Consider the following 26,817-nt stretch of genomic DNA (forward strand, 5'->3'; position numbering starts at 1 on the left):
TTGATACCGAGTTGATCGAGGGTCGAAAGTTCGCCAGCCTCGCTAATTCCGTTCTGGTTGATGTCCTGCCAGACACGGAACTCGCTCCAGCGAGCGTCCTCGACACTTAGCAAGCCGTCGTTGTTTGTGTCGAAAACGAGCCGAACAGCCTCCAGATCGGAATCGGTCGAGCCCTGTTCTTCCGTTGGCCACAGAGTGAAAGCAAGTTCTTTTGCCTGGTTGATCACGCCATCCGGTCCTGCAGAACCATCGGCTGCCAGATCAATGGCAAGGAAACCGTCCTGTGGGCCGATCCAGGCTGTCGTTTCGCGGCCAGCATCATTTTCCCAGTTAAAAGATGGTTGGGAAACGCCGTCTTCCGGAGAGAAACCAAGCGGACGCAAATCAATGTGTCCGTCATCGTTCAGATCAAAAGCGATTGGATCACGAACCGGTCGACCGGACTGCCAGGAATCTACTACTTGGCCTCGCGTGTTGTACAGGTCCCAACCCCAAACAGTGGCACTGCTGTACCAATAATCTCTGTACATGCCGTCATCGTAAAACTCGACTTGCCGGGTCATCCAACCACTAGTGTCAAAGCTTTGTTCGACGCGGCTCCAGACCTGATTTCCAAGGACGTCATAGAATATTGCATTTCTTGTGCCATTGTCGTGAACAACATTTATGTAAGTGTCTCGTCCGGCGGCGTCGCGACCGCGTTCGTCGCGCCACCAGGAGCGCGTATTGTTGACGTCGAGTTCAACAAAAACCTGGCTTCCGTCGTCGTTCAGTTGCTGGGTGTAGTAGTGGCGGCCGGCGCTGTCAAAAAGATTAAAGTAGCGTTGCCATGGCTGGTTGTTGGCCTGATCATACACTATCTCCGTACGATTTCCGTTGTCCATGTATTCAACTTGGAACGTGAGCCGACCGGAACTGTCGAAAGATTGGCCAAGTTTGGACCATGGGTGGATGTTTGAAACGTCGATCGTCGTGGCATATACCGAACTGTCGTCGTTCAGTTGATGCGCATAGAAATGACGCCCGTCACTGTCGAACTCATTGATGTAGCGCGACCAAGCCTGCGTATTGGCAAGATCGAAGCTGTATTCGGCCCTCGTTCCATTGTCATTGAAATTAATTTGCGTAAGCACTCCGCCCTGGGCGTCGAACGTGCGGTGGACCTCACGCCAAGCCTCGGTATTGCGTGGGTCGAAATCGATCAGGCTCGTCCTGACGCCGGATATATTGAAGTACTCAGCCTTTATCTTTGCGCCGGTTTCGGCGACGAAGGTGATGACGATCGACGTACCATTATCGAGAAACTGCTTTTCACTCGTCTTTTGCCCTGCGGCGTTGTAGGTCTGTTCGACTCGCGTCCAATCCCTGCTGTTTAAAGGATCGTACAAGGTGGCCGATGTAACATGGCCCGAAGACGAGATATTCGTGACACTCGTAACAGCGCCGCTGGCTGCGTCGAAGGAAGTAGTGCGCGAGCTGCCATTGAACTCCACTGCAGTTTCTTGCGTTTTACGGCCCAAGCCGTCGAAGCTCGTGCGGAAAACAAGAGTTCCGACGGAGTTAGTCTTGTCCACGACCGAGCCTGATACGGCTCCGTTTGCACCTAGCGTTTCCTTTTTCAGTATGACTGAACCATCTTCTCTCACGATGGATGTATTCCGCTCATCGACGTCACCATCGTTGTCGATATCTTTGTTCAAAATTGTGGTTTGGCCGTCTGCGCTGGTGAAGAGCGTGCCCTTAGCCAAAATAGAGCCTGCTGTACCTTTTTCGAGAATTTGAGCCGCCACAGAACCATCTATCTGACGGTGGGAAGTCATGACAGTTTCGAAAACACCGTCGCCGTCATAATCGTAGCGAGTTATTGTTTCGCTTCCGTCGAAAGAGCTTTCGCTTTCGACGGTATGGGCGATGGCATTTTTCCAGGTGATCCCTCCGGAAGGCAGATATTTTGTGTCGCGGGCAACAGTATTGTTCGTGACGGTTGAGCGCGTCTGACCAGTAATCAGTGTTTCTACACGTTCGGTCTGATCAAACGTGCCGTCGCCATTGAGGTCTTTCGAAATAGTCCGATATCTCCCGTCGGCCGTCGTGTGATCCGTCGAACTGGATTTTGTCGATCCCGTAGCGGCGTGCGTATCGAGCCGCTTTACAAGACGGCTGCCATCCGCATTCAGGGTTCTGGTTTCGATGCGCTTCTGATCAATGACACCATCGCCATTCAGGTCCCACGTCGTGGTTGACGACAGTCCGTCCGATGCGGTGACTGATACGATGCGCTGGAGAATGGCACCATTTGTCGCAAAGTTCGTAGTCGTCGACGTGCGCTCGCCCCACCATGCCAGCACATCGCGGCGGCTTTGGTCGATAACACCATCACCATCGACGTCAATGGCAATGTCGTTCCGATCTTTATCGGCGCTTGTCACCGAGGTTGTCTTGCTGAGCAGCTGTCCGGCATTGCCGAATCGAGCAATTTCCTCAACGGTCGACCCGTCAGCTCTTCTTAGCGAGCTTGTACGGGTTGTACGGTCCGACAGGCCTGTCCGCTGCTCCAGTGTTTCGCTGGTCAGCCCATTCGCGGAGGTCGTGGTTGTCACCGCCGACAACAGGGAGCCATCGGATTTCGTGCTTCGGATCTCGCGTTTGACAGAGCCGTTTGCGTTGTACGTAGTAACGTCCGTTGAGAGTTGCGTGAACACTCCGGCGCCTGTCGGGTCCCATCTCGTCGTCGCAGAAAGACCATTGGCGCTTGTTACGGAAACATGGCGGCTCGCAAGCACCCCGCTTGCATAGTTGCTGATTGTTCTCGAGCTGCTGCCATCTCCACCCAGGCTTGTTTCGTCAGTGGAAGAGAAGTCCGTCGATCCGTCCGCCCCGAGATCATAGGTCTTCTGAAGAAACAATCCATTTGCAGTCTCGTAACTTGTCTGTCGATCCGACAGAAGCATCCCGCTTCCGCTTCGGCTGTATACCTGTGCGGTACCGACCTTCTTTCCGTCGACTTGAATAGTAGTCGTGTGTTCAAATTTTCGGTCGAACACGCCGTCACCATCAAAATCATATTCGACAGTGGCGTGTGTCCCGTCCATTTGCTCGGTTGTTTTTTTGATCCCGGTGGTACCGCCATTGGCGGCAAAATCCTTCAACACACGCTCGACCGCACCGTCGGCCTTCAGGGTCCGCGTCAGTTCCTGGTCGATGATACCGTCGCCGTTGAGGTCACGCGAGATTGTCGAGGTAATCCCGTGCACGCTTTCCGATCTGATCTCACGGCTTGCCAATGAGCCGTCAGCCCTGGTCACGCTGATGGTTTCGGTGGCAGTTCCGTTGGCGTTGAGGACCTTGACCTCACTTTGCGTTCTTACAAGAGACGAGCCGTCGTACCACGAGACGTGTTTCGTCAAACCATCCCTGCTATAGGAGGTCGCCTGCTTTACAACGGCTCCTTCTGCCACTCTCGTTTTCGAGACAGTCTGCGTCCGGCTGCCATCCGATGCAATTGTCGTGACATCAGATCCGCTCGCATCGACAACGCCATCACCATCAAAATCTGTGCGCCACTGGGTCGAAAGCCCGTTAGCAGACGCTTCAGAGATGTGTCTGCTGCCGACTGTGCCCGCCGGCGACAGCCTCTCGGTTGTCTGGCTTTCAACTCCATTCGCATTACGAGAGGTTATGATACGGCGATCGACGACGCCGTCACCATCAGTGTCAGACTCCAGTTGACTACTCATTTTATCGGCGCTGACAGTCATCGCCGTCTTTGAGATCAAGGTGCCGTCGCCGCTCTTTGCACTAATCTCTTCCGTGAGCGAACCATTAGCGTTGATTGCCTGAACAGACGCAAGAACCTGGTCGAATTGGTCATCCCCGTCGAAGTCTCGCGATGCAACGGTGCTTAAAGCATTGCCGCTCGTGACGACTTTTTCCCGCGCTACAAAGGTGGTTCCTCGATAAGAGGAAACAGTCTTCGAGACAGAACCGTTTTGCTCATAGACTGTGGACTGTATGGACCTGGTGTCTGCGATACCGTCGCCGTTGACGTCCTGTTCCGAAACGATGGTGAGCCCATTGCCACTGGTCAGGACCGCGGAGCTCTGAATAGTGGCGCCATTGGCGCTTTTTCTGACGGTGGTTTCCTTTCGGCTTCCATCGTCATTGATGACGGTGTGGAAAGCTGTTGAGAAGTCTGTCGCGCCGTCTCCATTGATGTCGGTTTCAACGGTTGTGCTGAGGCCATTGGCACTGACTGTTTTTTTGGTCGAACGATAGATCGCACCACTTCGCGCGAACAGCTTTTCCTCGAAGACGACCTGTCCGTCGACAAGAGTGGTTTCTGCCTCGAGTTTATCAATGACGCCGTCGCCGTTAGAATCGGTAGCTGCGATCGTGGTCAACCGGTCAGCGGAAATATCGACTGTCGTATGTCCAAGGAGCGTGGAGTCGCCGCTGCGGATCGTGACTGTCTTTGTCCGGCTTGCGTCATCATTAAAGACGACAACCTCAGACGTTTGCCGATCAATTGAGCCGTCGCCGTTCAGATCTTCGGCAATCGTACGATTTGTTGCGTCAGCGCTGGTTGTTGACGTGATCTGCGAGACGAGGCTGCCGTCGCGCGACAGAACGCGGTCCGATGTAGTCGCTGAACTATCCGCAAACACGGACTTTGTCGTTGAGACTTCGATGTCGGTCAAGCCATCGCCATCAATGTCTGTTGATACGATACTGGAGGAACCATCTGCCGAAGTAGCTGTCGTGGAACGCGAAATCAGGGTGCCGTCCGCATTAAACCGGCTCTCGGTCTTGCTCGTCGCGCCGTCACCACCAATCGTGGTGACGATTTTGGTATCAACCGCTCCATCCCCGTTAATATCAAGGTTTTCGGTAATGATCCTCCGATCTGCTGAGGTGGACACGACGCGCCGCGACAAGAGGGTACCGTTACCACTTTTGACCGTCTCCGTTTGCGTTCTTTCGCCGACAGCGTCAACGATCGTGATATCGGAACTGGAGATGTCAATGGATCCGTTTCCGTCAATATCGCGTGTGAGATATGTCGACCTGCCGTCCTGCGTCGTGCGTAACGTCGTTTTGCCGAGAAGTGTATCGTCAGCGCCATAGGAGGCCGACTCGGCTGTGACCTCGCCCGTTGGGTTGACTGTGGTAGTCTCCTGCGTGCGCCGATCTGTTGAACCATCGCCATCGAGATCCGACATTGTCGTTTTTTCAGTGCCGGTAGAGGTTCTCGTCGTTGAAACTGTGGTGCTTGTTAGGACGGCGCCGTCTCTCGCCAACTCCTTAACCGTTCGGGTCCTGGTGCCGCCACCGTCAACACTCGTGGTTTCAGCCTCGATCACGTCGGCGACGCCATCGCTCGTGACGTCAGTCGATGTGGATTTGCTGAGCCCGTCCGCCGCCGCTGTTGCTACGACGGTCTTGAGCACTGACCCATCCCGGCTAAGATGCTGGATTGTAGTCCGCGTGGAACCGTCCCATAGCTTCTCGAAAACCTGATACTGATCAACGAGGCCGGTGCCATACAGATCGAGCAGCGTCGTTACCAGTGTTTGGTCAGCGGACGTCTCAGTCTTTGTGCTATTGGCTATGGAGTTGTCGGCGTTGAAGTTCGTAACGAGTTCAACGAAGCTTCCATCTTCAGTCGTATAGGATGATTTGGTCTGGCGCCGATCATAGACACCATCGCCGTTATCATCGAAGTTTGTTGTGACCGTTGATCCGTCAGCCGATTTCGTGACCATGTTGCGAAACGCAATGCGCCCGTCTTTTACGTAGCCGATAATCAGTTCGTTGGAAGAGCCATCAGCGTTAGTTGTGACAGTGCGATCAAGTTTATACGCTTCCTGCTCGCCTGCCAGGATCGCGTCGCTGGCTGTGGCTGTCGTGCCATCGGTCCGGGTGTAGGTTGTTGATCCCGTAATGGCGGAGCCGTCAGAGAACGTTCGACCGCTGCCAGTCGGGGTGAGGTCGATCGAGGCAATGCCGAGACTATCTAAGGTGACCAGTTCGCCATTAACTTCGACTCGAAACTCTGCCCATCTGGCATCGCCAGCATCCAGTTTGCCATTGCCATTCGTGTCAAAAACATTTTTGAGCGCCTCGAAGTCCGTTCGAGCCGTCGGATCCCACTCTGTGAATGCAAACTCACTGGAACGGGTAATTTTACCATCTCCGTCAGCGTCTATGACGAGCACGCCTGTATTGCGTCCTGCCCACGCCATCCGAGTCGCAAAACCATCTCCTTCGAGTTCTACAAACCTCGAAGAGGATGAAAGAGTATCTATGGCAATGCCGTCGCCTGAGAGGTCAAGAAGTACTGGTGACATTGCTTGTCCCGAACCCTTCCCGCCGCCTCCGCCGCCTCCCTTGTTTCCGCCGCTGCTGCCGCCTCCCTTGTTGCCGCTTCCATTACCTCCCTTGCTGCTACCACTGCCGCCCCATCCCGCACCACGGCCGCGATCTCCCTCGTCCGCGTTGTTCCAACCGTCAAACTGACTACCGGGTTTTGAGCCCGGAGTAGGGCCGTTCATCGGCGTGCTGTTATAACCTTGGTGTCCGCCTCCGCTACCGGTTTTACTTCCAGCATTCGAGCCTGAACGGGAGCTGGTGTTTTCCCTACCGCCGCTCGATCCCGACCAAGAGCTCGTACCGTCGTTACCAGAATTCCAGCTGCCCTGGTTATCTTCAAATCCGCCGAAAGCACCGGAAGACCCGTAGCCGCGGTAGGAATATGTCGGGGAGGGATTTGCTGTTCCTACAGGACTAATCGGGGTCAGGCTCGTTAGTGGCGCAAGGGGTGTCGCGCCTAGTGTAGCTGTAGTACCAGGCGTCACAGACTCTGCCGCAGGGGCGGAAAGCGTCGGCGGAGCCGGAGGTACGGTCCCAAACCACGCATTGGTTTCAGAAATTACATCAAGCCGGTTCGTTTCGTAGCCTGGCTCAGTATGTCCCCAAGCTCCAGGAGCCCTTGAAGAGGACATGTTGTTGAGTGAATTACTTGAGTGACGTGCCTCCGTCCCAAATATTTCGGCCGCGTATCTCGCGGCCTGCTCAGCCAATTCTTGTCCGATGTCTCCGCCGAGAATCCCCCCACCTATGATCCCTACCGGACTTCCCCCAGACAATCCCCCGACAATGGCTGCGCCCGCAGCCCCGCCAGCGAAATTACCGGCTAATCCCACGGCTTTTATTGTGAATTCTTCCCAATCTTCCTTCGTCGCAAGTACAACTAGTTCCGACGCTGAGGTGACCAGGCCGTATGCAAGGCCTCTTCCAAAAGCCAGACCTATGAATCCATGCTTGTCAACAAGATAGTTGGTGCCCTCGATAGTAGCGGCAAATAATTTGGCTGCCCACTCTGGAAGTTCACCCGTGCGATCATCATTTTCCTGGCCGTCACTATATTTTGAGTCCATCGCCTTACTCCTTCGTGGCCAACGCGACTATTCCAGCGCTAAATATTTGAATGAATGACTCGATCACGACCGTGTAAATCGCGGGGATGATGATTATAATCAGTGGGGAATTGAGAGAGCGGGACGCTATGGTGCCGCATGTGCTACACGTTACATCTGAAAAAAATAAAAATCTAAATGACAACAATATAAAGATCGTAGCTACAAGAGGCGTCGCAATATTACTTTTTTCGAATTTAGCAGGGAGACGCTCCTTGAAGCTGATAAATCTCGATAAAATGGTAACGAGCAGCGCTATTGTGCCCGCGAGGAGGATGATATTGGCGACAACAAAGAACGCCCCTTTGCCCGGTTTAACAGATTCAAAATCTTGATATCGTTCGAGCATGAAAGAAAAAATACTAGGGACTGTGTCCGGCGGCTCAATAAAATCGAGAGCCACCGCAGATATGTCGGTAAAGTAGAGAAGGAACAGCGCGGTTATAAAAAATACATTGAAGTAATTTATCAACCTGAAAACTTTTTCGTCAAAATATCTTGAGGCCCCCCTAGGTAATATTGGGCTTATCCACTTGCTCATACTTATGGCCTTCGTTTTCATCAGGATTGCCCCTCGTTTACACGCCAGCAGAACAGTTGCGAAACACCGTCAAAGTATGCTGTTGCTTCATGTTCCACTGAAAGCGGGTGTGTCGCACTCTTCGAAAAGACGAACCATGGGGGGCTTACGTATTCACCAGATCGGAATTTTCAGGAAACTCATGATCGTGGCGGGTCATGTGGTATCGCATTGAAACGACTGCGGTTGGTCCGACGTCAGCACAATCTGGCCAGACGGCTCAAATGCTGTGACATGCCGAGCTCGAACCCGTGTCAACCGCGCTGCGGCATGTGTGCCGCCATGAATATTTTGCCGATCCATTCCGCCCCCGAAAATCACGTGCGATTTGATCGATATCATCACGATTGATTTCGTCAATTACAAATTGAATTATGATGGGTTTATGAATTTTGACAATGGACAGAATTGCGGCTGGTTTTCTACTCTCCTCGCTTCCGAGGGCGGAACGAAACGGTGGCATAAAGATTGGCTCCACTCTTGGTCAGGAACCCACCTACCCGCCCGCTAAGCCGCTCGCAGTGTTGTGACGACTCGAAGCCTGCTCCTGCGGACGAAAAAGAGATCACGGCGTCGCTTCGGGTACCCAAGGCGGAAAGCATTTAATCACAGCGATCCGAAAGCGATGCCGAAGCCCACATGCGAAAGCATGTCGGATCTCTGCCGCCTGACAAAAACGCCGCGCTGTAATTAATTTTCGCCCGACTTTGCGTCCAGCGATTTCCTGATTAAGCAACCGATTTGTCGTAGGCAAATCGATTTCAACGAAATGCGATCACCTCGCCACGGCGTATGAAATCCAGATGACGCCGCGTCTGTCGAGTCGTGAATGAAGCAACACCATGTGGTCGAGATCCATTCAAAGTTCGGGAGATTGTCGTTGCAAGATGCACGATGGTAATAGCTCATCGCTCTAGGTGAATGACCGAGCCCACGCATAAAAAAGCCGGGACGGCCCGGCTCTTTGTCTCGCCCTTAGAACGGCCAATAACCTGCCAGCATAGACGCTGTCTCTGCCAGCCACGCCGTCGAAGACCCTAACCAGATCTGCATCTGGACCAGGGCTTGGTCCACGGCCCAAGCTGCAAATAGAATGACGAAAACCGCAACTGCGATAACCGCCAAACGATCAAAAGACTTGTCTCGCGTCTGCTCATCGAGCTGCTGCTGAGTTACAAAGATCGTGTTCTGTGTCTGGCGGTCGTACATTGAATCACCGTTCCTGGTCGTCGCGTTCCTTAGATGCTTCGTGTTCCTGACGCAGCTGCTGCAAACGGCTGGTCTGCTGTTTTGCTAGCTCTGTTGCGGAAGCGTCACCATCGCGGGTAGCCTGCTTTTCTTCTATCACGGTTTTAGATTTCGATGAAGTATCAACTTCGGGAGTACGGTCTTTCGTGGCCTCGGTTGCACTCTTGCCACGCTCGGCAACTTCAGCTTCCCAGCTCCTTCGATCAACCATAGCCTCTTGTTTTACCTTCTTGCCATGCACCTCGCGGATGACTGTTTTCTTGACCTTCTCCATCCCGCTCTCACGCAAGGTAATCGTGTCGCCTTCCTTTGCATCCGCCCGGTATAGTGCGTCTGGAATTCCAACACCCCAGACGGTTCGCTCTCCTTCTGCGGTTCGTAGAACAGCATAGTAGGATTGCTCATTTTTAGGATTGTCCTGATAGGCGCGCTGTCCGTGTTCCACGAGAATGCCTTTGACGCCATCCCGGAAGGATTGGCCTTGTGCTTCGGCGGCTGGTTTCGATGCGCTGCTGGCTGACTGCAGCTTAGATTTGTCACCTTCCGGCCGCTCGGCCTCCCCAGCTTGCGCAGAATATCTGGGCTCAATTGCCTTTTCTTCAACATGACGTATCTCATTCTTCAGATGCGCCTGCTCACGTCGCGTAACCTCCTGCCAATCGAGCTCAGTTGGAGAGTATCCCTTGACAACAATGCCGCGGGCTTGCCCTTCAAGCCAGGCTTCGCGCCGAAACTCTTTCGAACCCTTTATCTCGATGCTGGTCCAGCCTCGGTGCGCGGCGGTGTCCACCATCAATCGAACGGCAGTGGGCTCAAACGTTTTCGTACGCAGCTTCTCGCCGGCGTCCTGGAAAACTTCCCGGCTGGCTTTGGCGTCTGCAAAAACTCGCGTTGTCCCCAACTGCGTGCGCTGAAGGAAATACTGCGTCGATATTTCTGCCGGGAAACCGCGATTAGTCGTTTCGGCCTCATCTTTCTCCGGCTCTTTAGCATCCGCTTCGATTGCGGTCGCCGAGTGCTCAACTGGTTGGCCTGCTGAAGTCTCTTTGGGCACATCAACAGCAGGATCGCCAACCTCTGCCTGCGCAGCCACGTTCGCCGAGGAGCGCGCATCCTCAAGTGCTTCTTTGCTAGCCTCTGAGACGTTGGCGGTCACACCATCAAGCACGGTTGCTGCCATCTTCGTCGGGCTGAACTCAGCAACGGCCGCTCCGGCCTCCCGCGCAATGGAGTTTGGTCTTTCCTTTTCAGATTGCGCTTCGAGCTTTTCCGCCGCGGCGAGTGACCGTTCTTTCGCGGCCAGTCGATCCTTGGCCGTTTTTTCAAGCATGTCGAATGCCTCCGTATCCTCCGGAAGAACGACAGATTTCAGTTCATCTAGCGCCTTGTGAACGCCCTCCGCGTAAGACGGAAATTCTTTGATTGTCAGCTGCTCCATGCGAACACCCTCTTTGACTGCATCGAATAACATTACCATATTAGACGTTTGCGAATGTACGTCATTGGTAACATAGCGAATTGGCCGCGGATCGGATAGCGCTTTTAGAAGCGCTGCGGTAACAGACTGTTTTGCATATTGCGCACGCTCAACGACGACAGAACCTATATCTTTACTAGACACGTTATCCCACGCTGAAAGAACCTTTTCAGTATATCTTATGCTCCGTTCAGTGAGCACGACGCTTGGCTCATCGGCTCGCTTGGCATTGTATCGCGCTTGCGCTACGACAGATGTTCCCACATGTTGAGTGCGGCCAATCGTATTTGTTGCCTTCACCTGGTTTTTTGTGAAAGCGGGAGCGGAGGCAAGCTCTCGACGGTCCGTCATTTCCATCGAAATGCCGTGTTCCCGCGCCTTCTCGGCCAAGACCTCACGCCATTGCCGAAACACTGCGGGGCTTGTGATAATTCGCTCGCCGTATTCATTCCGCATTACCACCAGCGAATGGATGTGAATGTGAGGTCTCTTGCCCCCGTCCCGCTCCTCCTTGGGGTCGGTCGTGGGATCATGCATGGCAAAGACATATTTAAAGCCGGCGAATTGCTCACCGAGAAAATCGCGCGCTGCAGCCTCAAAAGCATCCACGTCTGTTCCGGCTCGGGCTGAAAGAATGACGTGCATGACGTCCCGACCGCGACGGCTATGTAAGTCTCGGCGCCATTCACGTTGCACGAGTTTGCCGGCAGCCTCGGCATCTGCCACAGGCAGACCACGTTCGTCTTTCACAGCACCGCCGTAAGATTCTACCAGGTCTCTTACCCTCGCAGTTCCATACTCGACGCCGTTGCCAAAGCCCGTGAACGAAACCGGCCCGGCGTTGGCGCCTTCAGCGGCAAGGCGCATCTTCATGATTTCCGCGGCCTCTTTGTCGCCAGACAAGCGCGATCCGTCCTTCGCCCGCAATACCATCACGCCGCTGATGTTAACAACGCCCGGCGCGGACTGAGTGACGGCATATGCGTAGCGCCGATCGCCGGCCGCAACCCTCATGATATTCGATGCAAAGGAATGAATATCGGCCTCACCTTTAAACTCAGGTGCACCAACCGCGAGCTCAAAACCCGCGATGTCGCGGCTATCGCTGCGCCCTTGAAACATAGGCTCCCACTCTTCGCGAAGCCTCGCCAGATCCTCTTTGCCGTGCAGTCGTTCGCCACGCTCGTTTTCAAGCGCAATATCTCCATCGCGTGAGACATAGGAAGACATCGCCCCAAGCCGCGCTCCACCTCCATAAGACGCCATCTTAATCACTGCCGGCTGACTCCCACTAGCAACGGATGCCAACCGCTCAGCGACCGGACGTGGCGCGCGTTGCCCTCCATCCGGCCCACTCATGCCATAGATCGCATTTGCCGAAATTGAGCTTGAACGAGTTCGAAGACTTCTGCCGCCCGCCGCGGACGATCCTCCGCCACCGCCTCGTTTACGCAACTCTTCCTCTAACGGTCGGGCTGCAGACCGAATGCGGTCCTTGTCGTCCAGGAGAACAGCTTTCTGCCTCTCCCACTCGCTCTCAAAAAGGCCCGGGAACATCTCTGACATTAGGTTTCACGTCGCGCATTACCAGCGCGCCTGGCGGAATTTCTCAACTCGACAGCAACTCCGGTGGCTATGAGCTCTACATTTCTAAGCGCGATTGCCACCTCTTCAGGGTGAACCGCACGGCCGGAATTTATAGCGCGAGCCACCTGGTTCAAATTCACCCCGATCTTCCGCATGTTCTCATAGAGGATGGAGAGCGCTGCGCGGTCGCTGGCATTGAAGATCGGACGAACGCCGGCACCTTCCAATGATAGAGAGCGAACGAAGGCGGAGACCGTCATCCCTGCCTCGCCGGCCGCCACTTTGACCGACGCTAACTCTGCATCACTGAGCCGGATTTTGAGGGTTTTGCCAAGCGTGGACACGGCCTTTGGGCGTCCCACTTTCCCTTTCAAAGCTCTGGTCAAACAGTCCTCACCAGTCAATCCAATGCCAATTCCCCCTCGATCTATCGAGGTTAGCAATTTTCGTACCACGAAATTGCGTATCCTGCCAAACCAAAAGAGTAATAGACAAAGCCTTTTCAATCGACCTTTACAGCGCTCGCTGCGCTCACCCTTTAAATGATGGTCGGCCTGCCGGCCTCCGTTTTGATCCTTGCGGGCGCTCACCAGGGTTCACCTCGGTCCGCTGGCTTCTTTTTTGCTGCCAATCGTACTCGTCTTGCAAGGGACGCTTCGCTCTTGCGCCCTTGCCGACTGCGTGCGCTCGCAGCAGTCAGAACCTGCGCGGCTCCGGGGTTCACCACACAGTCGGAAGAGCTTTGAGTGGCGAAACGCCTTTCGAGCAGGGGCTTTGCTCCATAACTCCATACAATGTTGTTGTATGGGGGCTCGATATCACATTTGACAACACCACATGACGACTGCTCGAAATCCCAACAGCGAAACTCGTTATATTACTATTGCAGTTCTACATTGCGTAATCATCCGACCATATGATACACCTATATGGTAGTTTCATATGGTTGTGACGGATGGCGCTCGCGAGTATCAATAGTGCTGGGCACTACGGTTCGGGGCACGGCCGGGCTCAACTTGATCAACCATTAGTAGGCATGGAGAGTGGGATGGTTCGTGTTATCTCAGCGGTCAGTGGTAAAGGCGGAGCCGGAAAAACCACTGCCGCGATCTTGGTCGCGGGTGAGCTGGCGCTTGAGGGAAAATCGGTTTTGATGATCGACGCAGACGCGCGCCGTAATCTTACGGAGTGGTGGGAGCGATCGATCCAAAAAGACAATCGCCCGGTGAATGTCTCAATGGTGGTTGCCGCTCGCCGTGAGGGCTTGAACGAGGCGATTGATCGCGCAGCAGGTCAGTCCGACTTCATTATCATAGATGCACCGGGTGTCGATTCATCTCTTATCAGCGCCGTCCTCGAACGTTCGGAATTGATAATGACGCCGGTCCAGCCAAACCAGGATGAAATTAAGGCCGTTGGGGAAGCGGCCGAATTGGCCGCGTCGGTGGGCGACACACTCGGCCGAACTATCCCCCAGGCCATATTCAGGACGCGGATAACAGTCCCCAACCGCAATCTGGCCGAATACCGGATCATCAGGCAGTTTTCCGAGAAGCTTGAACAATCTGGATATGACAGCGTGCTTTTGGAGACGGAGCTTACCGAGCGGAACTGCTATCGCGAGATAAGGAGTGGACTTGGTACGCTTCAAATGCTTGAGCTTACGGAACCAGTAAGGAAAGGCCGAGCCGAAACAAAAGCGTTCGTGCAAGAGCTTCTTAACGTGCCCAGCGTGATCTCTGAAAGAAACCAGAATGGCTAAAGACAAAACGAGCGCTGAGGAATTCCAGGTGGCGCCTAGGGCGCGTGCCGCTGCAAGTGAGGCGACAAACCAGCTTGAGACGCCGCGACGTGATAATTTTCAGGAAAAAGAAGTGCTGATAAGCTCCGATCCTGAAGTACAGAGGGCACGTAGTGATGAACGCCATCTAGCTTCGCAGGACGGCATCCATCGCCTTCGGAGCTTGCGACGGCAGCAGGCGAGAGAAGCGCAGCGTTTCATCAATGTGCCGCTCGAGCCAGAACTGAAACGCCGCTTGAACCGAGCAGCCACCGAGAACGAAGTTAAAATGGCAGCGATTGTCCGCGACGCTATTCGTAAATATCTTGAGGAGGCGGGCTACTAGGCAATCCCTTACCATCTATTCTGACGGGTGGTTTATGCGCAATAAACCATGCAGTATCATTGGACGGCGAAAAGGTTGTGGTTTGGGCTACCCTTTATGATGCGCCTCAGATATGCCAAAAACGGTAGATGGTAACAAAGAGGCCCACTGATTTATAAGGCTGGGCTTCAAACAGGGGGTTGAGCGGCGTGAGCGGTGACAATTGGGAAGACGACAATTTCGATGACGATGAGTTCGATCCGCGTTCTGCTCCCGCGCATGTCGTGTATGCCCGACAAGAGCACCTGGTGGCCACTACCGATCCCGATTCCGATAAGGAAGTATTCCGGAAACCTGGCTTCGACGGAGTAACCCCGATTGACGAACTCGATGCACGCGCGTCGCAGTTTCTGAAAACGGCTCGGGAAAAAAAGGGGTTGAAGCAGGGAGATATGAGTAGTCTCCTTGGCCTTTCTCAGCAAGTCTATGGTCGGTATGAGCGGAACTTGCTGAAGCTGAACTTGAACCGAGTAATTGTTCTAAGCGAGGTGTTAGGCTTCCACCCAACCGAGATGTTGTTTTCGGTTGCTCCACACCTCTTTGGGGGCAGCAAGGAAGCAGCCGCAGAACGGTCAGAGCTTTACGTAAAACTGGCAAACTTGCCAGATGAGCTAATTCATGACCTGCTGGCGATGATAACCCAGGTGGAGAAAATCAATCGCCAAGCGAACCGCAAGCGCCGCCACTAAAGTACGCACCCCTGTTAAGGGGTGCCCTCGCCTCTTTTTCTGACAGAATTTCTCATCCGTCGAAATCAGATCTTCGTACCAACCGGCCGCCATGCCGAAGGCGCACTATGCCGCTGCAATTGTGCCTGTAGACCTGATATGCCGCATTCGCGGCCACGATGTTCTCAGCGCCGGCAAGCTCCTTGAAGCGAAACCCGTCCTCGTTGATTTCATCCACGGTGAAAGTAAAATTGGCGTCGAAGAACGGCACCTTCTTAGGGTCTGGCAAATCCACCACATGTTGCTCCTGCCCAACTTCGCAAAAGAAGATGCTTTCCCGGCCGTACACCCATGCAATGACGGTGCGCCAGTCAAGCTTCCCTTTCGCCTTGTAGCAAACCTGCCATTCGTTCGCATGGCATATCAGCATTGGCCAGCTAAGCGGCTTCCTGATTGTGGTTTGTATTTCGGTTGATTTCAGGAGCGGCGCTGGCATTGAATGCTTCCTTTTTGTTCTATGAATGTTCTCATACTCAAAAGGAGTCAAGCAATCGCCGGTGGAACGAGCGAGTGGCGAAGATCGTCGGAGGGAGATGCATCAGGCCCGTTTGAGCGCCCCTCCCCCGCTCGCTCGCAACAGCGCCATGATGACCGGCCCAAGCGAAAACTCACCGCGCCCGGCCTTTGTTGTCAGATCCCGCAAATAGCCTCCGGCCGAGTTGATCTGCCCTGCCCTTTCGAGGATGCAGGCAATTGTCGCCGCGGCATTTTCCGGTCCCATGATCTCGCAGGCCTCCTGATAGGCCGATGGGCTGACACCCAGCATCGAGCGGACCACGACCGCCGCCGACATGAGTTCGCGCCAGCTGCCAATCGCGCCGCCCGGTCCGTAGTCGGCAATCTGTGGGCATGCCTTCAGCACCATTCCTAACGGGAAAGCCTTTATCGGCGCACTCGGTGGTTTAGGCTTTTGCTCTGCCTTCGCTCCCTGCTTCATTCGGAAGCTAGGTTCAAGTTCATTGATGGATTCGGTGTTTGAATTCTGTATGTGGCGGTCATCCTGGCCATCATTGGCGGACATATTTTCGGTTTTTAACTGACTTTCCAGAAGGTTGAGGATTTCCTCACGCAGAAGGCCCATTTCATCGAGAACAGATTCGATCAAAGACCGCTCCGGGGTCCTCGTAAGGCGGCCGACAAGAGCCAGATACATCGCCTCTATCGACGACCAATCGCCATCAGCCCCCTCCTCGACGGCAGCCGTAATGAGCTTGCGAACATCCCGCCGGCAGATGGTCAGTGCTTCCCGGGCGCGCTTCAGCAGCCGGTTCTCCTCGGCGACCTTTTGCGCCATGTGCGCGATCTCGCCAGCGCGGGCCAGCAATGGCGCAAAGCTGAAGCCGAACGCCTCTTCGATGTCCCCTGCCCGATCGCGATGCGCGTAGCGCTTGCCGTTCGGGCTGTCATGACGATCGATAAGCCCGGCCTCGACGAGTGCCGCAAGATTGCGGCGCAGCGTCCTTCCGGAGATTCCATGCGAGCGTACGGTGAGCTGAGCGTTCGACGGGAACACCACGAGCGTGCCGTCGCGGCGTAGTTCTGTCTCGGGATAAAACGTCAGGAGCGCGTTGAGGACGGCGAGCGCGCGGTCCTGGACGCCCAGCAGCTCACGAGCTTCGCAGGCGTCGCGAAAGACTTTCCATTTTTCGACAGATCTGCCTTGAGGCAGTTCCTTGGTGTCGAGCTGCCGTTTCACAAGCGCAAGCTTCGCCGGCCGCCGCCCGAAGGGCGTCGTCACATTTCCAATCTGCATTTTCTTCCACCTTCAATTAGGCAAAAGAAATCCGCTCACCAAAACGGTGCCAAAACTCTTGACAGTGATTCCGGGAAGTGCGATTCTCTGGGTGCTGAAATCAGAGAGGGCTTCCGGACGGCAACGTTCTGGGGGCCTTTTTCTTTTGCTATTTGGTCTCCTTGGATAGCTCGTATTCTTGGAAAAGCTCGTCGAGCTTCGCCGAGAGAAAGTTCCCGAACTGGGCGGCTTCATTTGATCTCAAAGTCAACGAGAAAGCCTTGTCAGTTGCCTTGATGGTTCCTACTAATGCATCGCCTGCTATTGGTTTCCATTCTCTCACCTCCTGCGAAGCCCGAGGCTCCGCTTGGGAAATTATCGACATAGCTTTCAGGAATCGATCGTCGGATGATAGTTTGGAGAAATCGGACGAACGAAAGAGCCTATTTAAAGCTTCTTGGCGATCCGCCTTGAACGCGGACGAAAATTCAAGCCAGCGGCGCCTTCCAACACCTGGCGCACTTCCGATAGCTTGTATGACATCGAGAGGTATCGATGATGAGACAGCGACTAGCTTGGAAAGCTCCGTTTTGTCAGTCGACAGCGCTTGACCAATCACGTGTCGCGAGAAACCTTTTTCCTCCAACCTGAAGGCAAAAACCGCGCGCTCGATATAGGACAGGTTTTGTCGCTCACTGTTCTCGACGCCTTGAGCCAGGACAAGTCCTTCATCATCGAAATCCCTTACGATTGCGAGGACTTTGATTCCAAGGAATGACGCTGCTTTGAGGCGGCGATGCCCGAATGCTACCTGGAACAAGTATGAGCTGTCCGCATCGGGGTGTGGCCTTACGAGGATCGGGATTTTCTGCCCGGTCTCTTTGAAAGACTGAACAAGTGGATGATCGTCGTCGAATACTACGTCTTCGAGCCTGTCACGAATGAAGGACACGTCGATAGATTTTGGATCCAACTCCTGGACATGTTGCCCGGCTTTTAGAGCATCTTGCAGTGCGCGCGTCTCGTCTTCCATACGGCCAAGAGTCAAGGCCATAGACTTGACTGGACCAGCCGGCTCTCTTGCCGACTCATCCTCCTGAAAGTTGGCCATGGCCAACTCTTCGACCGATTGCTGAAAAATTCCGCTTAGCTTCGTTCTTCTGCTCACTTGCGGCCCCACACTCGATGAAGGTTGGACAAGACTTCAGCGTTGGCGGCGTTTACGGACTCCAACGCTCTGTCATAAGTGGACTTCCGAACCTGACCTCGCTCGATCTCGAACAGTGTCTGACGGGAGAGGCCGGCATCCGAGATTGCAGTCGACTTCAAGATCGTCGCGGTCAAGACATCGTCCCCGAACAAACTTCTTAGCAGGGCGACGATTTGGGATTGTGGACCGTCAAACGGCTCGTGGCGTGTCACGACATACTTGATGAAGTCGTGGGACAAATCGCCACCAGCGTGACGAACCACAGAAAGAAGATCGGAGGTCATCAAAAGGAATTGCGACATCGATGCCACATCCACCATCTGCGGATGGATGGTAATGAGCATCGAAGTTGCCGCGCAAACTGCGCCCAAGGTCAAATAGCCCAGCTGCGGAGGGCAATCTATAACTACGACATCGTAAGACGCCTCAACTTCTGAAATTGCTGTACCCACCCGCTGGAAGAATGCGCCTCCCTTTTGGCCTCGCCTTTCGGCGAGCACCCGCGGCGTCTCGTGTTCAAACTCCATGAGCTCAAGATTGCCTGGAACGAGATCGAGACCATCGAAATAGGTTTTACGAATGATGTCCTTCAGGGCCTTTCGGGAATCATCGTATCGTATTGCGCCGTAGAGGGTTTCTCCATCTCCGACATCAAATTCCGGCTGAACGCCGAGCATAGAGGATAGTGAAGCTTGCGGATCGAGATCGATGGCCAAAACTCGGTATCCGGCAAGCGCCAGATATTGAGCGAGATACAATGTCGTTGTTGTCTTGGCCGATCCGCCCTTGAAATTGGTTACCGCGATAGTTTGAAGCTTCTCACCCTTTCGACGATGAGGCAAATAGCCCAAAGCGTCCTTCGGCTTCGATTGCGCGAGATGATGACGCAGTTCATTTATCTGGGAAAGCTTATACGATCGTCTTCCCGTGCTGCTCAAATCAGGTGCAGGGCCTTTCCCATCGATGGAAAGTTGACGTAAATATCCGTCGGACACCCCTATCAACTGCGCCGCTTCACCAGATGAGAACGTTCTCAACTCTTTTCGTGAATGCGGCGGGAATAGATGTTCGGATAGCAGCTTGAGTTGACGAGACAATTGCTTGGCCTGTCTCTCAATACGGATATCGGTGGTTAATACGGTACCTGTATCCAATTCGAAATTTCCTCACAAAACGGATGAATCGCTGATACGAAAACTAGCCGTATTCCATTAAAAAAGCGTATCAAATATTACACGATTCGTTTACCCTGCCAATCTTCCTGAGTGTACCTGCCTAAAGGCATAAAAGTTGGCCATGGCCAACTTCTTCTCTCGACAGTTTTGCAGTGCTTCATGCTGACCGCTCAGACACTTGAGCGGAAGCACCGGCGACGCATGTCAATCTGCCAACGGAGTTCCGCCAAGTAGAGCCACCATTAGAATCTCCAGATCGCGAATACCCCGCAAAAATAGATGACCTTGCAAATCAACTCGCAACAATACAATGTGCTGCCAAAACAGAGGCGACAATGATAAAAACAGACAGTTTTCGTGACCTAGAAATACGTCTACATGGTCTGGACAAGGCAAACGTTCCTTACAAACTATTCTACGATGAGACTAACAACCATCGCAAACTTCACGTCACTGCGAACGGACTAAATGTTGAGGATCCCGGTTGCTTTGTCCTAGCCGGCGTAGCGCTTCATAAAGGATCACCAGACCCGGATATACAAGAATTGCGGCGTCTGCTCGCCCTTCAACCTACCACAGGGGAAATCAAACTTTCGCATATTGGCAAGGGAGACTTGCTTTCATTGCTTCGCTCCAAACGGCTCGGCACATTCTTGGATTGGATTGAAGCAACGGGTTTGTACATTCACTACCATTGCCTCGATCAACTCTATTGGTCGATTGTCGATATTGTCGACAGTGCGATTATGGGCGGTCACCGGCCCGACCTCATACCCTTTGTGCCGGCGTTGAAGGATACGCTCAACACCGCGCTCCGCATCGATTTTGATACGGCGATATCGCTGTTCCGTGCCTTGAATTATCCAGCCCTTGATCCGAAGGACGGCAAACAATTCTATGAGGGCTTACGGACGATCCTGTTGAGACAGGCCCGTCAACTTAATCCGATTTACGGGCAAATGCTTGATACCTTGTTCGAATCGGCCGGTCATGGAACCGAATTTCCGTTTATCGAAGGGGTGCCAGACGATGCTCATGTTCTTATTGAAGGTTTTGATATCTTCTTCCGGCATCGTCTCACCATTCTCAGCAAATCCGAGCATGTTTTAGATATTGAAGAAGTGATACGCGAAAAATTCGAAACGCTTCCAGTGCCGGCTGACATAAATTTCCAATTTTCCGATTCCAAGTGCGAGCCGCTGATCCAGGTATCAGATGTTGTCGCTGGGCTTCTGGGAAAATTCTTCAATTATCTCGTCCTCAGTGACGCCGCCAAAATCAAGAGCGATCTGCAGGCTCTCGATGACCGGCAGAGATCAAATCTCTCGAAGATCGGTTCCCATCTCACCAAGTCAGCAACCGAAAACAAGGCTTTTGCACACCGCGTCGTGAGCCTTACTGACATGGCGAAAACTGATCTTTTGTTTCCCTAGATTCGTGTCCTACTGCCAACGTGGGAGTCTTAACCATGAAGAAACATCGCCCCAAGAGCCGGCGAAACCGGCGGAGGATGCCCAAAAAAGAAAACATCACCGCCATCATTCTCGACAAGCAGTCGAAGAGGATCATGTTCGTCACCAAAGACATGCTGACGAACCAGCTCTATCGCGACGGGCCGCGCATTGCGGCATCATTCGATGAGCTAGCCCGGGGGGCTTTAGGTGAGTGCAGTGAGGTCATTTCGATGGCTCAAGTGATGTTGATCAGGCACTTGCCGAAAACCGGGGACAAAGGCTCAGAGGCGACCTGCGCCCGACTGCTTTATAGCGCGGCTCAATCGTATGTCGCAGCGATCGAAGTCGCTCGCAAGGGATATCCCAGGGAGCTAGGCGTGTTGATGCGCGTTATCGTGGAAACAATCGCCACGGTTCTGGCGATCGCAATCGATGGTGGCCCCACACTCGAAAAACTCCACAAAGGCAAACTGGAGACGACCAAATGCATTGGCGTCGCAAAGAAGGCACTACCGTTCATCGGCCAACTGAATGGTGAACTCAGCAACAATTTCGTTCACATCGGCGCGCTGCAGGACACGGTGGACAGCGCGACTCCCTACACCAAGGGAGACGAGCGTCTAGATTTTGTGATCACGACGATGAAGCTGATGGCTTTATTACTCGATATCGTAACAGAGGTTATTTTCGCCGCCGATATCCAGAAACACCGCTATTGGAAAAGAGAGGGCGAGGGTTGGACATTCGAGCCAAATATCGAGACGCGGGAGTGGATGGAGAAGTTTGCGCCACATGCCAAGGCGCCGCCTTCCGAGGATTGTGCTGCAGTCCCAAATGTTGCTTAGTCTTGACATCAAAGAATGCCCGATTGAGCGCCGCCACCTTCCGAAAATGTCATCCCTGTCTGTCGGCGTTGACCTTGCCCCCAAGTGTTTGCTCCAGCGGTTTTGGTTTGCTGTGTTCGTGGTGGTAGCGGCGGGTTGCGGTGCGTCGCCATTCCGACTGCGCAGTAGCGCATCACGCCGCCCGCTGAGTCGCGCCGCAGGTATGACAGTTGCCACCAAAGTCGTCCGAGGTGCTGATCACGTCACCTTCGCAACTTCGGCACATACGTCTCTCAACAGTGTAGTCATCATGGCACAATAGGCACCGTAGCTTGGTCTGGGAGATGAGGAAGGCCGTTCTGAATTCACTTTCGCTCACGGCCCCCCGGCCCAATGAGCCCTCGTAGTAGCACTCATGGCAGACATAGCGCCGAGCGCCTTTTTTGCGGCCAGTCAGCGCTTCGATTTGTCCGCTTCCCAAAGTTTCGTAGAAGCAATCCAGCATTTCGGCGAGTTCCATGTGGGGCGTGGACCAATCGCCATCGTGGAAAAAGGAAAAACGTGTTCCCGAGATGTACGCCATCCAGTCGGAAAGAAACTGCTTTTCGGGCCAGAGTTCAGCATATTGGTTGGCAAGAAGTTCAGCCATCTGCTTCGGCTGAAAAATTGCATTCGAAGTACCTTGGTGGACGATTTTATTGCGCCATTGCCGAAGGCGATTGAAGCGTTCAGTGAACTGGGGGGACATCGCTTTTGGGCATACTGAATTGACGGTCGTGACCAAGTCGGTGGCGTCAAGAGTCCTCAAGTCAGTGAAATCTATATCGCCCCCTGATGCTTTGAACCGTGGGTCGGTTCCCAAGAGGAGCAAGTATGGGCTGACTGCACAGATCTTTGATTTGAGCGCAAGCTCGGTTGCCTGTCCCGCCCAGGAGCAGATCTTCTCAAGCTCGACTTTGCAGTGGTCGTAATAGCGCTTTCGCTCAATTTCCCAGTCATCGACTGCGCTGTAGTCGCGCTCGCGATGGTGTTCGAAGTCGCTGATTAAATGCAAGAGATCGTTCCATCCAGCAAAGAAAGCCGTCTTCGCTGCCTGCTCGAAATGGTCCGCGGTAGGTATGTTGGTGATAGCCACTTGTTTTGCCCGGATGAGGTCAATTTGAAATATTAGGGTAGGGCGGCAATATTCACAATCGATAAAGATACTCCGGATAGAGCACGCTTGTCCTGAATCAAAGTAGGCGCGTTGCCCGACCACTCCGCCTCGTAGCATTGTTGTAATAGCTCGACGCTTGCTGCACGGATCGATGACGGGACTGATCCATAGCCTCGGGTAGTGGAATTCCGCGATTGGCCGCTTCGGTCAGGTAGCCTGACCTCAGTCCGTGCGCAGAAAATTCTGCGCTGTCCAAACCCGCCATCTCCGCCCGCAGCTTGAGAATCGCATTGACCGACTGCGGATCCAGTGCCCGCTTCGACACCGTGCCCCAACGTCCGATCCCGCGAAACACGCTGCCCTTGTCAATCTTCGCGGCCGTAAGCCAAGCATTTAGCGCCTCGACCGGCCGACCAGTGAGATAAACGATGTCGTCCTGCTCGCCGGAGGTTGTTTTCGTTCGGCCAAGATGAATGGCGAGAGAGGGAAGGGGAGGGCCGCCTTCGGTCTCAATCGGAGCTTCCTCGGTCAGTTGCTCCAGGCGAAGGCCTGCGATCTCGCTGCGCCGTCGGCCACCGGAGGCGAAGGCGACCATCAGGATGGCGCGATCGCGGACGTCGCGCAGACTGCCGGTCGAACAGGTCGCCAGCAGTTTTGACAGGACATCGCCGGTAACCGCCTTGGCGCTCTTCCGGGCTCGCTTCCGAGGTACGGCGCGTACGGCGAGCCGAATGGCGGATTTGAGGGCAGGGGAGGCGAAGGCGCCGTCGAGCCCGCGCCATTTCGTCAGGGTCGACCAGTTTGCCAGCCGACGGCGTACGGTCGCCGGCGCGTGGGGGCCGATGGATTTCAGGAAACCCTGGGCGCGCAGATTGTCAGCGACATCGGCCGGCATGCCATGTTCGGGATCGGTCACGCGCTTCTGCTGATCCCAGAGGTGCTGCGCGACGAATTTGAGCAGCAGCGCTTCGGGCGCCGGCCAAGTCAGCGATCTCTTCGTCGTGGCGAGAGCCCAGGCCTCGAGATAGGCAAGATCGGACGTCAGCGCCCGTAGCGTGTTGGCCCCCATGCCCTCGTTGACGAGATGGCGCAGCGTTTCGATATCGCTGTCGGTGAGCAGCTCGGCCAACTCATCCCGGCGGTCGATAGGCAGAACGGACGCAATCGTGTCGAGCTCGACGGCGCGCCGCTCGACGCCATTCAGGCTGGCGGGCTTTCGCGGTACCGCCATCAGTCGATCTCGACATGCGGCCGCCAGCGGCGGATGATTTCGACAATCTCCGGCTTGTAGGTATCAGGATAGGACAGCGTCTCCTCTCGGGCGATATAGGTGAAGACGGTGATCATGTCTTCGCAGATTTCTGGATCGAGGTCGGCCAGGTCGGTGAGGTCCAAGCCGCCATGCACGTCGGCGTTCCACCAGGCGAGCATAAAGTTGGCGACGCGGCGGCCCTGGCCGGTATCGCCGTGGGCGACGTTAAGCAGCTTCTCGAGGGCGAAGCGGACGCGATCTTCCATGGACAGAGCCTTTGCAGAGCGTGATTTGGCCCAGATTCGGCGGATTCGGGGATTCTGTCAATCTACCATCGATAAACGATGGTTATCGATGGTAGATATCCCAACCCACTGTCATACTCACTAATGAATGCTAACGTCATGATCACTTTCAGTATGAAATATATTTATCATATTTTCAATGCTTTAACTATCGGCTGACCTGCGGCAACGCCCAGCCTCCGACGATAAAGGCCCCGGGCCAGCCGGGGCCAGGAAGAGATAGGGACTATTCAGTCCCGGTCCTCCCAAGGAATGATCGCCTGCAGGCTGGCGTCATCCTGGCCGGCGTATCTGCCGAGGTTGGCATTGAGGCGGAGCTGCTTGATGAAGAGAGTGAACTTCGTGCCGCCATTGTTGTTCTGACCCTGCCAGATGGCGCCGACTTCAAGTTCGTAGCCCGCCGGCGATTTGCCGAAGATGCGATGTGTCGGCGCTTTCTCGTTGGCGGATGTGAAAGGGACGGCGCGGATCTCGATGTCGTGGGTGAGGGTGGATATCCGGCCAGTACCTATGGAGCCTGCGATGTTGTCATCTTCAAACTGGATGAAGTTGGTGAGCTTGTTGTTGGTCATGATGTTTTTCCTTTCTTGGGGTTGCGATGACCGTTCATCAGCATGTCGAATGAGCAGGGACTGCACCCGTAGGGCCGAAGCAAAGCGACGGAGGCTGCTGACCGGAAAATTTGTTTCGCGAGGAAGCCGCAGGCGGGGAAATTTTCAGGGGAGCGGCTTTGCCGTACCTGCGGCGACATGCGAACGAGCATCAAGAGCAACCCGAACAAAGGAAAGGCGACCTGGCCCCAATGTGAGCCACCCTTCCAGTGTCGATATGACCTCGACGTTCGCCGGGATTGTCCGTTTCCATGCGACGTTCCCGGCCAACACTCGATCCTCACCTTTCGGGCCCAAAAACGTGGGGGCCATGACCCCGTGTTCGGCATAATCAATTCAGCGCTCCGGACATTTGGCGTGCCGCCAAGGCGTAGACAGAGCGTGCGAGGTAAAGTTCCCCCGTCGCTGCCCGATCGGTCATTGCACGGAGGTAACCGCCTGGCGATGTCACCTCCCGCATCTCCTGCTTCTGGATGGTGATGGCAATAGCGACGGCCGCGGCCTGTTCTCCCATCTGCTGAACCGCGCGCTCGCGGGCGTCCAGTGAAATGCCAGCGCAGGCCGCCATTTTTGGGATCGACTTGATCAGGTCAGTCCAGTTTTTCGCAGTTATTCCCCACATGCTCAGTGCCGGGGTTCCCCTCAACAGGTCCTGCAGGGCAGGCAGGCCATTCCGCTCGCTCGGTTTTGGCTTGCGTGTCACCGCACGCTGTCTCAGGCTTTCCTCAAAAGCCCCTTCGCTGGCGGAGCCAGCCTTTTCAAATTTATGTTGATCGGCGTTAGCCGATCGCCGTTCATTATTACTTTCTACGGGCTGATAGGGGTTTGTATTCTGTATGTGCTTATTGTTTTCGAGAAACAGGCCTATTGTTTTTGGCACGCCTCTAGGCTCTTCCGGAGCGGCACCAAGAGCGGTTATCTTTCGTGCCAACCACTCGATGAGGCATGTGGCCCTTCGCAGAACATAGCTGGTGGCGCCTGCAGGCTTGCCGACGGCTTGGAGGACCCGGTGCAGACGCCGGACGGAGGCTGACATTGAACCAAGGCCGCTCAACGTTGCCTCCTCGATCAGGGCATTGAGCATTCTGAGCGTGCCGCGATACCTGCGAAGCGCTGTGTTGCGCGCTGCCTGCTCAAGGCGGGCAGACCGAACCAGCTCCGTGAGCTCACCATGGCGAGCAGCGAGTATGCGGAGATCGATCCCGCAAGCCTCCGAAACGTCGCCGTCAGTCCCGCGGCCGGGGAACCGCTTGTAGTTCCCGCTATCTTGCATGGTGACCAAGCCGGCGTCGAACAACCGGGAGAGCAGATAGCTTACGCGGCTCTCCGAGCGGTTCAGTTCGAAGGCCAGATGCTTGTTTGATTTGAAAACAATCGGACTACCATTCTTTTCAAACGCCTCTTTGGGCGCCGTGTTGACTAACAGCACAAGCAGGTGCGCTTCGGTGGCATTAATCAATCCAGTGCAAGGTAGTGCTTGCGCAAGAAAAGCAAGTTCTGATCGTTGAACGGTTCCGAGCGACACGGCCTTCGCCATCGCGATATGCCTCATCCTTTGAGGCGTGATCTTTCGTCCCTGCAGCCGTGTTGAATGGCAAAGTGTCCCCATTGTCCCCTACTTTCAAAAGCAGAGACCAGGCAAAGAGTTAGCGTTCGCCGAACAGACGTTTTGTGGTTGACATTGAGGCGGGGAGGGTGCGATAACGGTTTTGGCTTATATATTATCTCTACCCAGCCGCTTCCGGATATGTTCGGGAGCGGTTTTTTCTTTTCTGGTCTGTTTGTTCTCTCCGTGAAATTTGATCAGCCCGGACCTGATTCCCGGTCTGATTTGCGCG

The 26,817-nt window shown here is 54.4% G+C and carries 19 protein-coding genes; 5 read left to right on the plus strand and 14 right to left on the minus strand.

Annotation, left to right across the window (positions count from 1 at the left end; all coding sequences use genetic code 11):
• The 5 genes from DA915_RS27850 to mobC all read right to left on the minus strand — a co-directional run.
• The coding region (locus DA915_RS27850; protein ID WP_210204449.1) for an adhesin at positions 1 to 6,551 on the minus strand (6,551 nt) is incomplete at its 3' end.
• Between the two features lie 889 nt (positions 6,552 to 7,440).
• Positions 7,441 to 8,037: a hypothetical protein gene (locus DA915_RS27860; protein ID WP_107677977.1), complete on the minus strand. Its 597-nt coding sequence runs from the start codon at positions 8,035 to 8,037 to the stop codon at positions 7,441 to 7,443.
• A 993-nt stretch (positions 8,038 to 9,030) separates the two neighbouring features.
• Positions 9,031 to 9,264, minus strand: a complete 234-nt coding sequence (locus DA915_RS27865) for a hypothetical protein (protein ID WP_107677978.1) — start codon at positions 9,262 to 9,264, stop codon at positions 9,031 to 9,033.
• A 4-nt stretch (positions 9,265 to 9,268) separates the two neighbouring features.
• Positions 9,269 to 12,010, minus strand: a complete 2,742-nt coding sequence (locus DA915_RS27870) for an LPD7 domain-containing protein (protein WP_153064609.1) — start codon at positions 12,008 to 12,010, stop codon at positions 9,269 to 9,271.
• 335 nt (positions 12,011 to 12,345) lie between these two features.
• The gene (mobC, locus tag DA915_RS29500; RefSeq protein WP_371412735.1) at positions 12,346 to 12,957 is read right to left on the minus strand and encodes a plasmid mobilization relaxosome protein MobC; all 612 of its coding nucleotides are present in this window, start codon (positions 12,955 to 12,957) and stop codon (positions 12,346 to 12,348) included.
• 458 nt (positions 12,958 to 13,415) lie between these two features.
• Between mobC and DA915_RS27880 the strand changes: the two genes are divergently transcribed.
• The 3 genes from DA915_RS27880 to DA915_RS27890 all read left to right on the plus strand — a co-directional run bounded on the left by DA915_RS27880 (position 13,416) and on the right by DA915_RS27890 (position 15,221).
• Positions 13,416 to 14,129 (plus strand): ParA family protein, encoded by a 714-nt coding sequence (locus DA915_RS27880; protein WP_107677980.1) that lies wholly within the window; start codon positions 13,416 to 13,418, stop codon positions 14,127 to 14,129.
• Complete coding sequence (locus DA915_RS29360) at positions 14,122 to 14,493, plus strand: CopG family transcriptional regulator (RefSeq protein ID WP_107677981.1); 372 nt, start codon at positions 14,122 to 14,124, stop codon at positions 14,491 to 14,493. Before DA915_RS27880 ends, DA915_RS29360 begins: the two co-directional genes overlap by 8 nt.
• 188 nt (positions 14,494 to 14,681) lie before the next feature.
• Positions 14,682 to 15,221, plus strand: a complete 540-nt coding sequence (locus DA915_RS27890; protein WP_192886687.1) for a helix-turn-helix transcriptional regulator — start codon at positions 14,682 to 14,684, stop codon at positions 15,219 to 15,221.
• Between the two features lie 52 nt (positions 15,222 to 15,273).
• Here the strand turns inward: DA915_RS27890 and DA915_RS27895 are convergent, their stop codons facing one another.
• The 4 genes from DA915_RS27895 to repA all read right to left on the minus strand — a co-directional run bounded on the left by DA915_RS27895 (position 15,274) and on the right by repA (position 19,356).
• Complete coding sequence (locus DA915_RS27895; protein ID WP_107677983.1) at positions 15,274 to 15,696, minus strand: hypothetical protein; 423 nt, start codon at positions 15,694 to 15,696, stop codon at positions 15,274 to 15,276.
• A gap of 102 nt (positions 15,697 to 15,798) precedes the next feature.
• Entirely contained in the window at positions 15,799 to 17,013 is a 1,215-nt protein-coding gene (repC, locus tag DA915_RS27900; RefSeq protein WP_107677984.1) for a plasmid replication protein RepC, read from the minus strand.
• Positions 17,014 to 17,161: 148 nt separating this feature from the next.
• Positions 17,162 to 18,172 (minus strand): plasmid partitioning protein RepB, encoded by a 1,011-nt coding sequence (repB, locus tag DA915_RS27905; RefSeq protein ID WP_256387743.1) that lies wholly within the window; start codon positions 18,170 to 18,172, stop codon positions 17,162 to 17,164.
• On the minus strand, positions 18,157 to 19,356 hold the full coding sequence (repA, locus tag DA915_RS27910; RefSeq protein ID WP_107677985.1) for a plasmid partitioning protein RepA: 1,200 nt from the start codon (positions 19,354 to 19,356) through the stop codon (positions 18,157 to 18,159). The genes repB and repA overlap by 16 nt, the downstream gene beginning before the upstream one ends.
• A 356-nt stretch (positions 19,357 to 19,712) precedes the next feature.
• Here repA and DA915_RS27915 point away from each other — a divergent pair, with 356 nt between their 5' ends.
• A complete protein-coding gene (locus tag DA915_RS27915) occupies positions 19,713 to 20,810 on the plus strand; it encodes a DUF3800 domain-containing protein (protein WP_107677986.1) in 1,098 nt (365 codons plus the stop codon).
• A 35-nt stretch (positions 20,811 to 20,845) separates the two neighbouring features.
• Entirely contained in the window at positions 20,846 to 21,676 is an 831-nt protein-coding gene (locus DA915_RS29095; RefSeq protein ID WP_192886693.1) for a hypothetical protein, read from the plus strand.
• Positions 21,677 to 21,848: 172 nt separating this feature from the next.
• Here DA915_RS29095 and DA915_RS27925 read toward each other — a convergent pair whose 3' ends face one another.
• The 5 genes from DA915_RS27925 to repC (DA915_RS27945) form a co-directional block, all read right to left on the minus strand.
• Positions 21,849 to 22,790 (minus strand): hypothetical protein, encoded by a 942-nt coding sequence (locus DA915_RS27925; RefSeq protein WP_107677988.1) that lies wholly within the window; start codon positions 22,788 to 22,790, stop codon positions 21,849 to 21,851.
• A gap of 97 nt (positions 22,791 to 22,887) precedes the next feature.
• Complete coding sequence (locus DA915_RS27930) at positions 22,888 to 24,042, minus strand: site-specific integrase (protein WP_107677989.1); 1,155 nt, start codon at positions 24,040 to 24,042, stop codon at positions 22,888 to 22,890.
• Positions 24,042 to 24,329 carry a hypothetical protein gene (locus DA915_RS27935; RefSeq protein WP_107677990.1) on the minus strand — a complete coding sequence of 96 codons (288 nt, stop codon included), beginning with the start codon at positions 24,327 to 24,329 and terminating at the stop codon, positions 24,042 to 24,044. Before DA915_RS27935 ends, DA915_RS27930 begins: the two co-directional genes overlap by 1 nt.
• A 269-nt stretch (positions 24,330 to 24,598) precedes the next feature.
• On the minus strand, positions 24,599 to 24,940 hold the full coding sequence (locus DA915_RS27940; RefSeq protein ID WP_107677991.1) for a DUF736 family protein: 342 nt from the start codon (positions 24,938 to 24,940) through the stop codon (positions 24,599 to 24,601).
• A 370-nt stretch (positions 24,941 to 25,310) separates the two neighbouring features.
• Positions 25,311 to 26,588 (minus strand): plasmid replication protein RepC, encoded by a 1,278-nt coding sequence (gene repC, locus DA915_RS27945; RefSeq protein ID WP_107677992.1) that lies wholly within the window; start codon positions 26,586 to 26,588, stop codon positions 25,311 to 25,313.
• Between the last annotated feature and the right edge of the window lie 229 nt (positions 26,589 to 26,817).

It is taken from the genome of Agrobacterium sp. LAD9 (assembly GCF_003031125.1).
In the GTDB taxonomy this organism is placed as follows: Bacteria; Pseudomonadota; Alphaproteobacteria; order Rhizobiales; family Rhizobiaceae; genus Agrobacterium; species Agrobacterium radiobacter.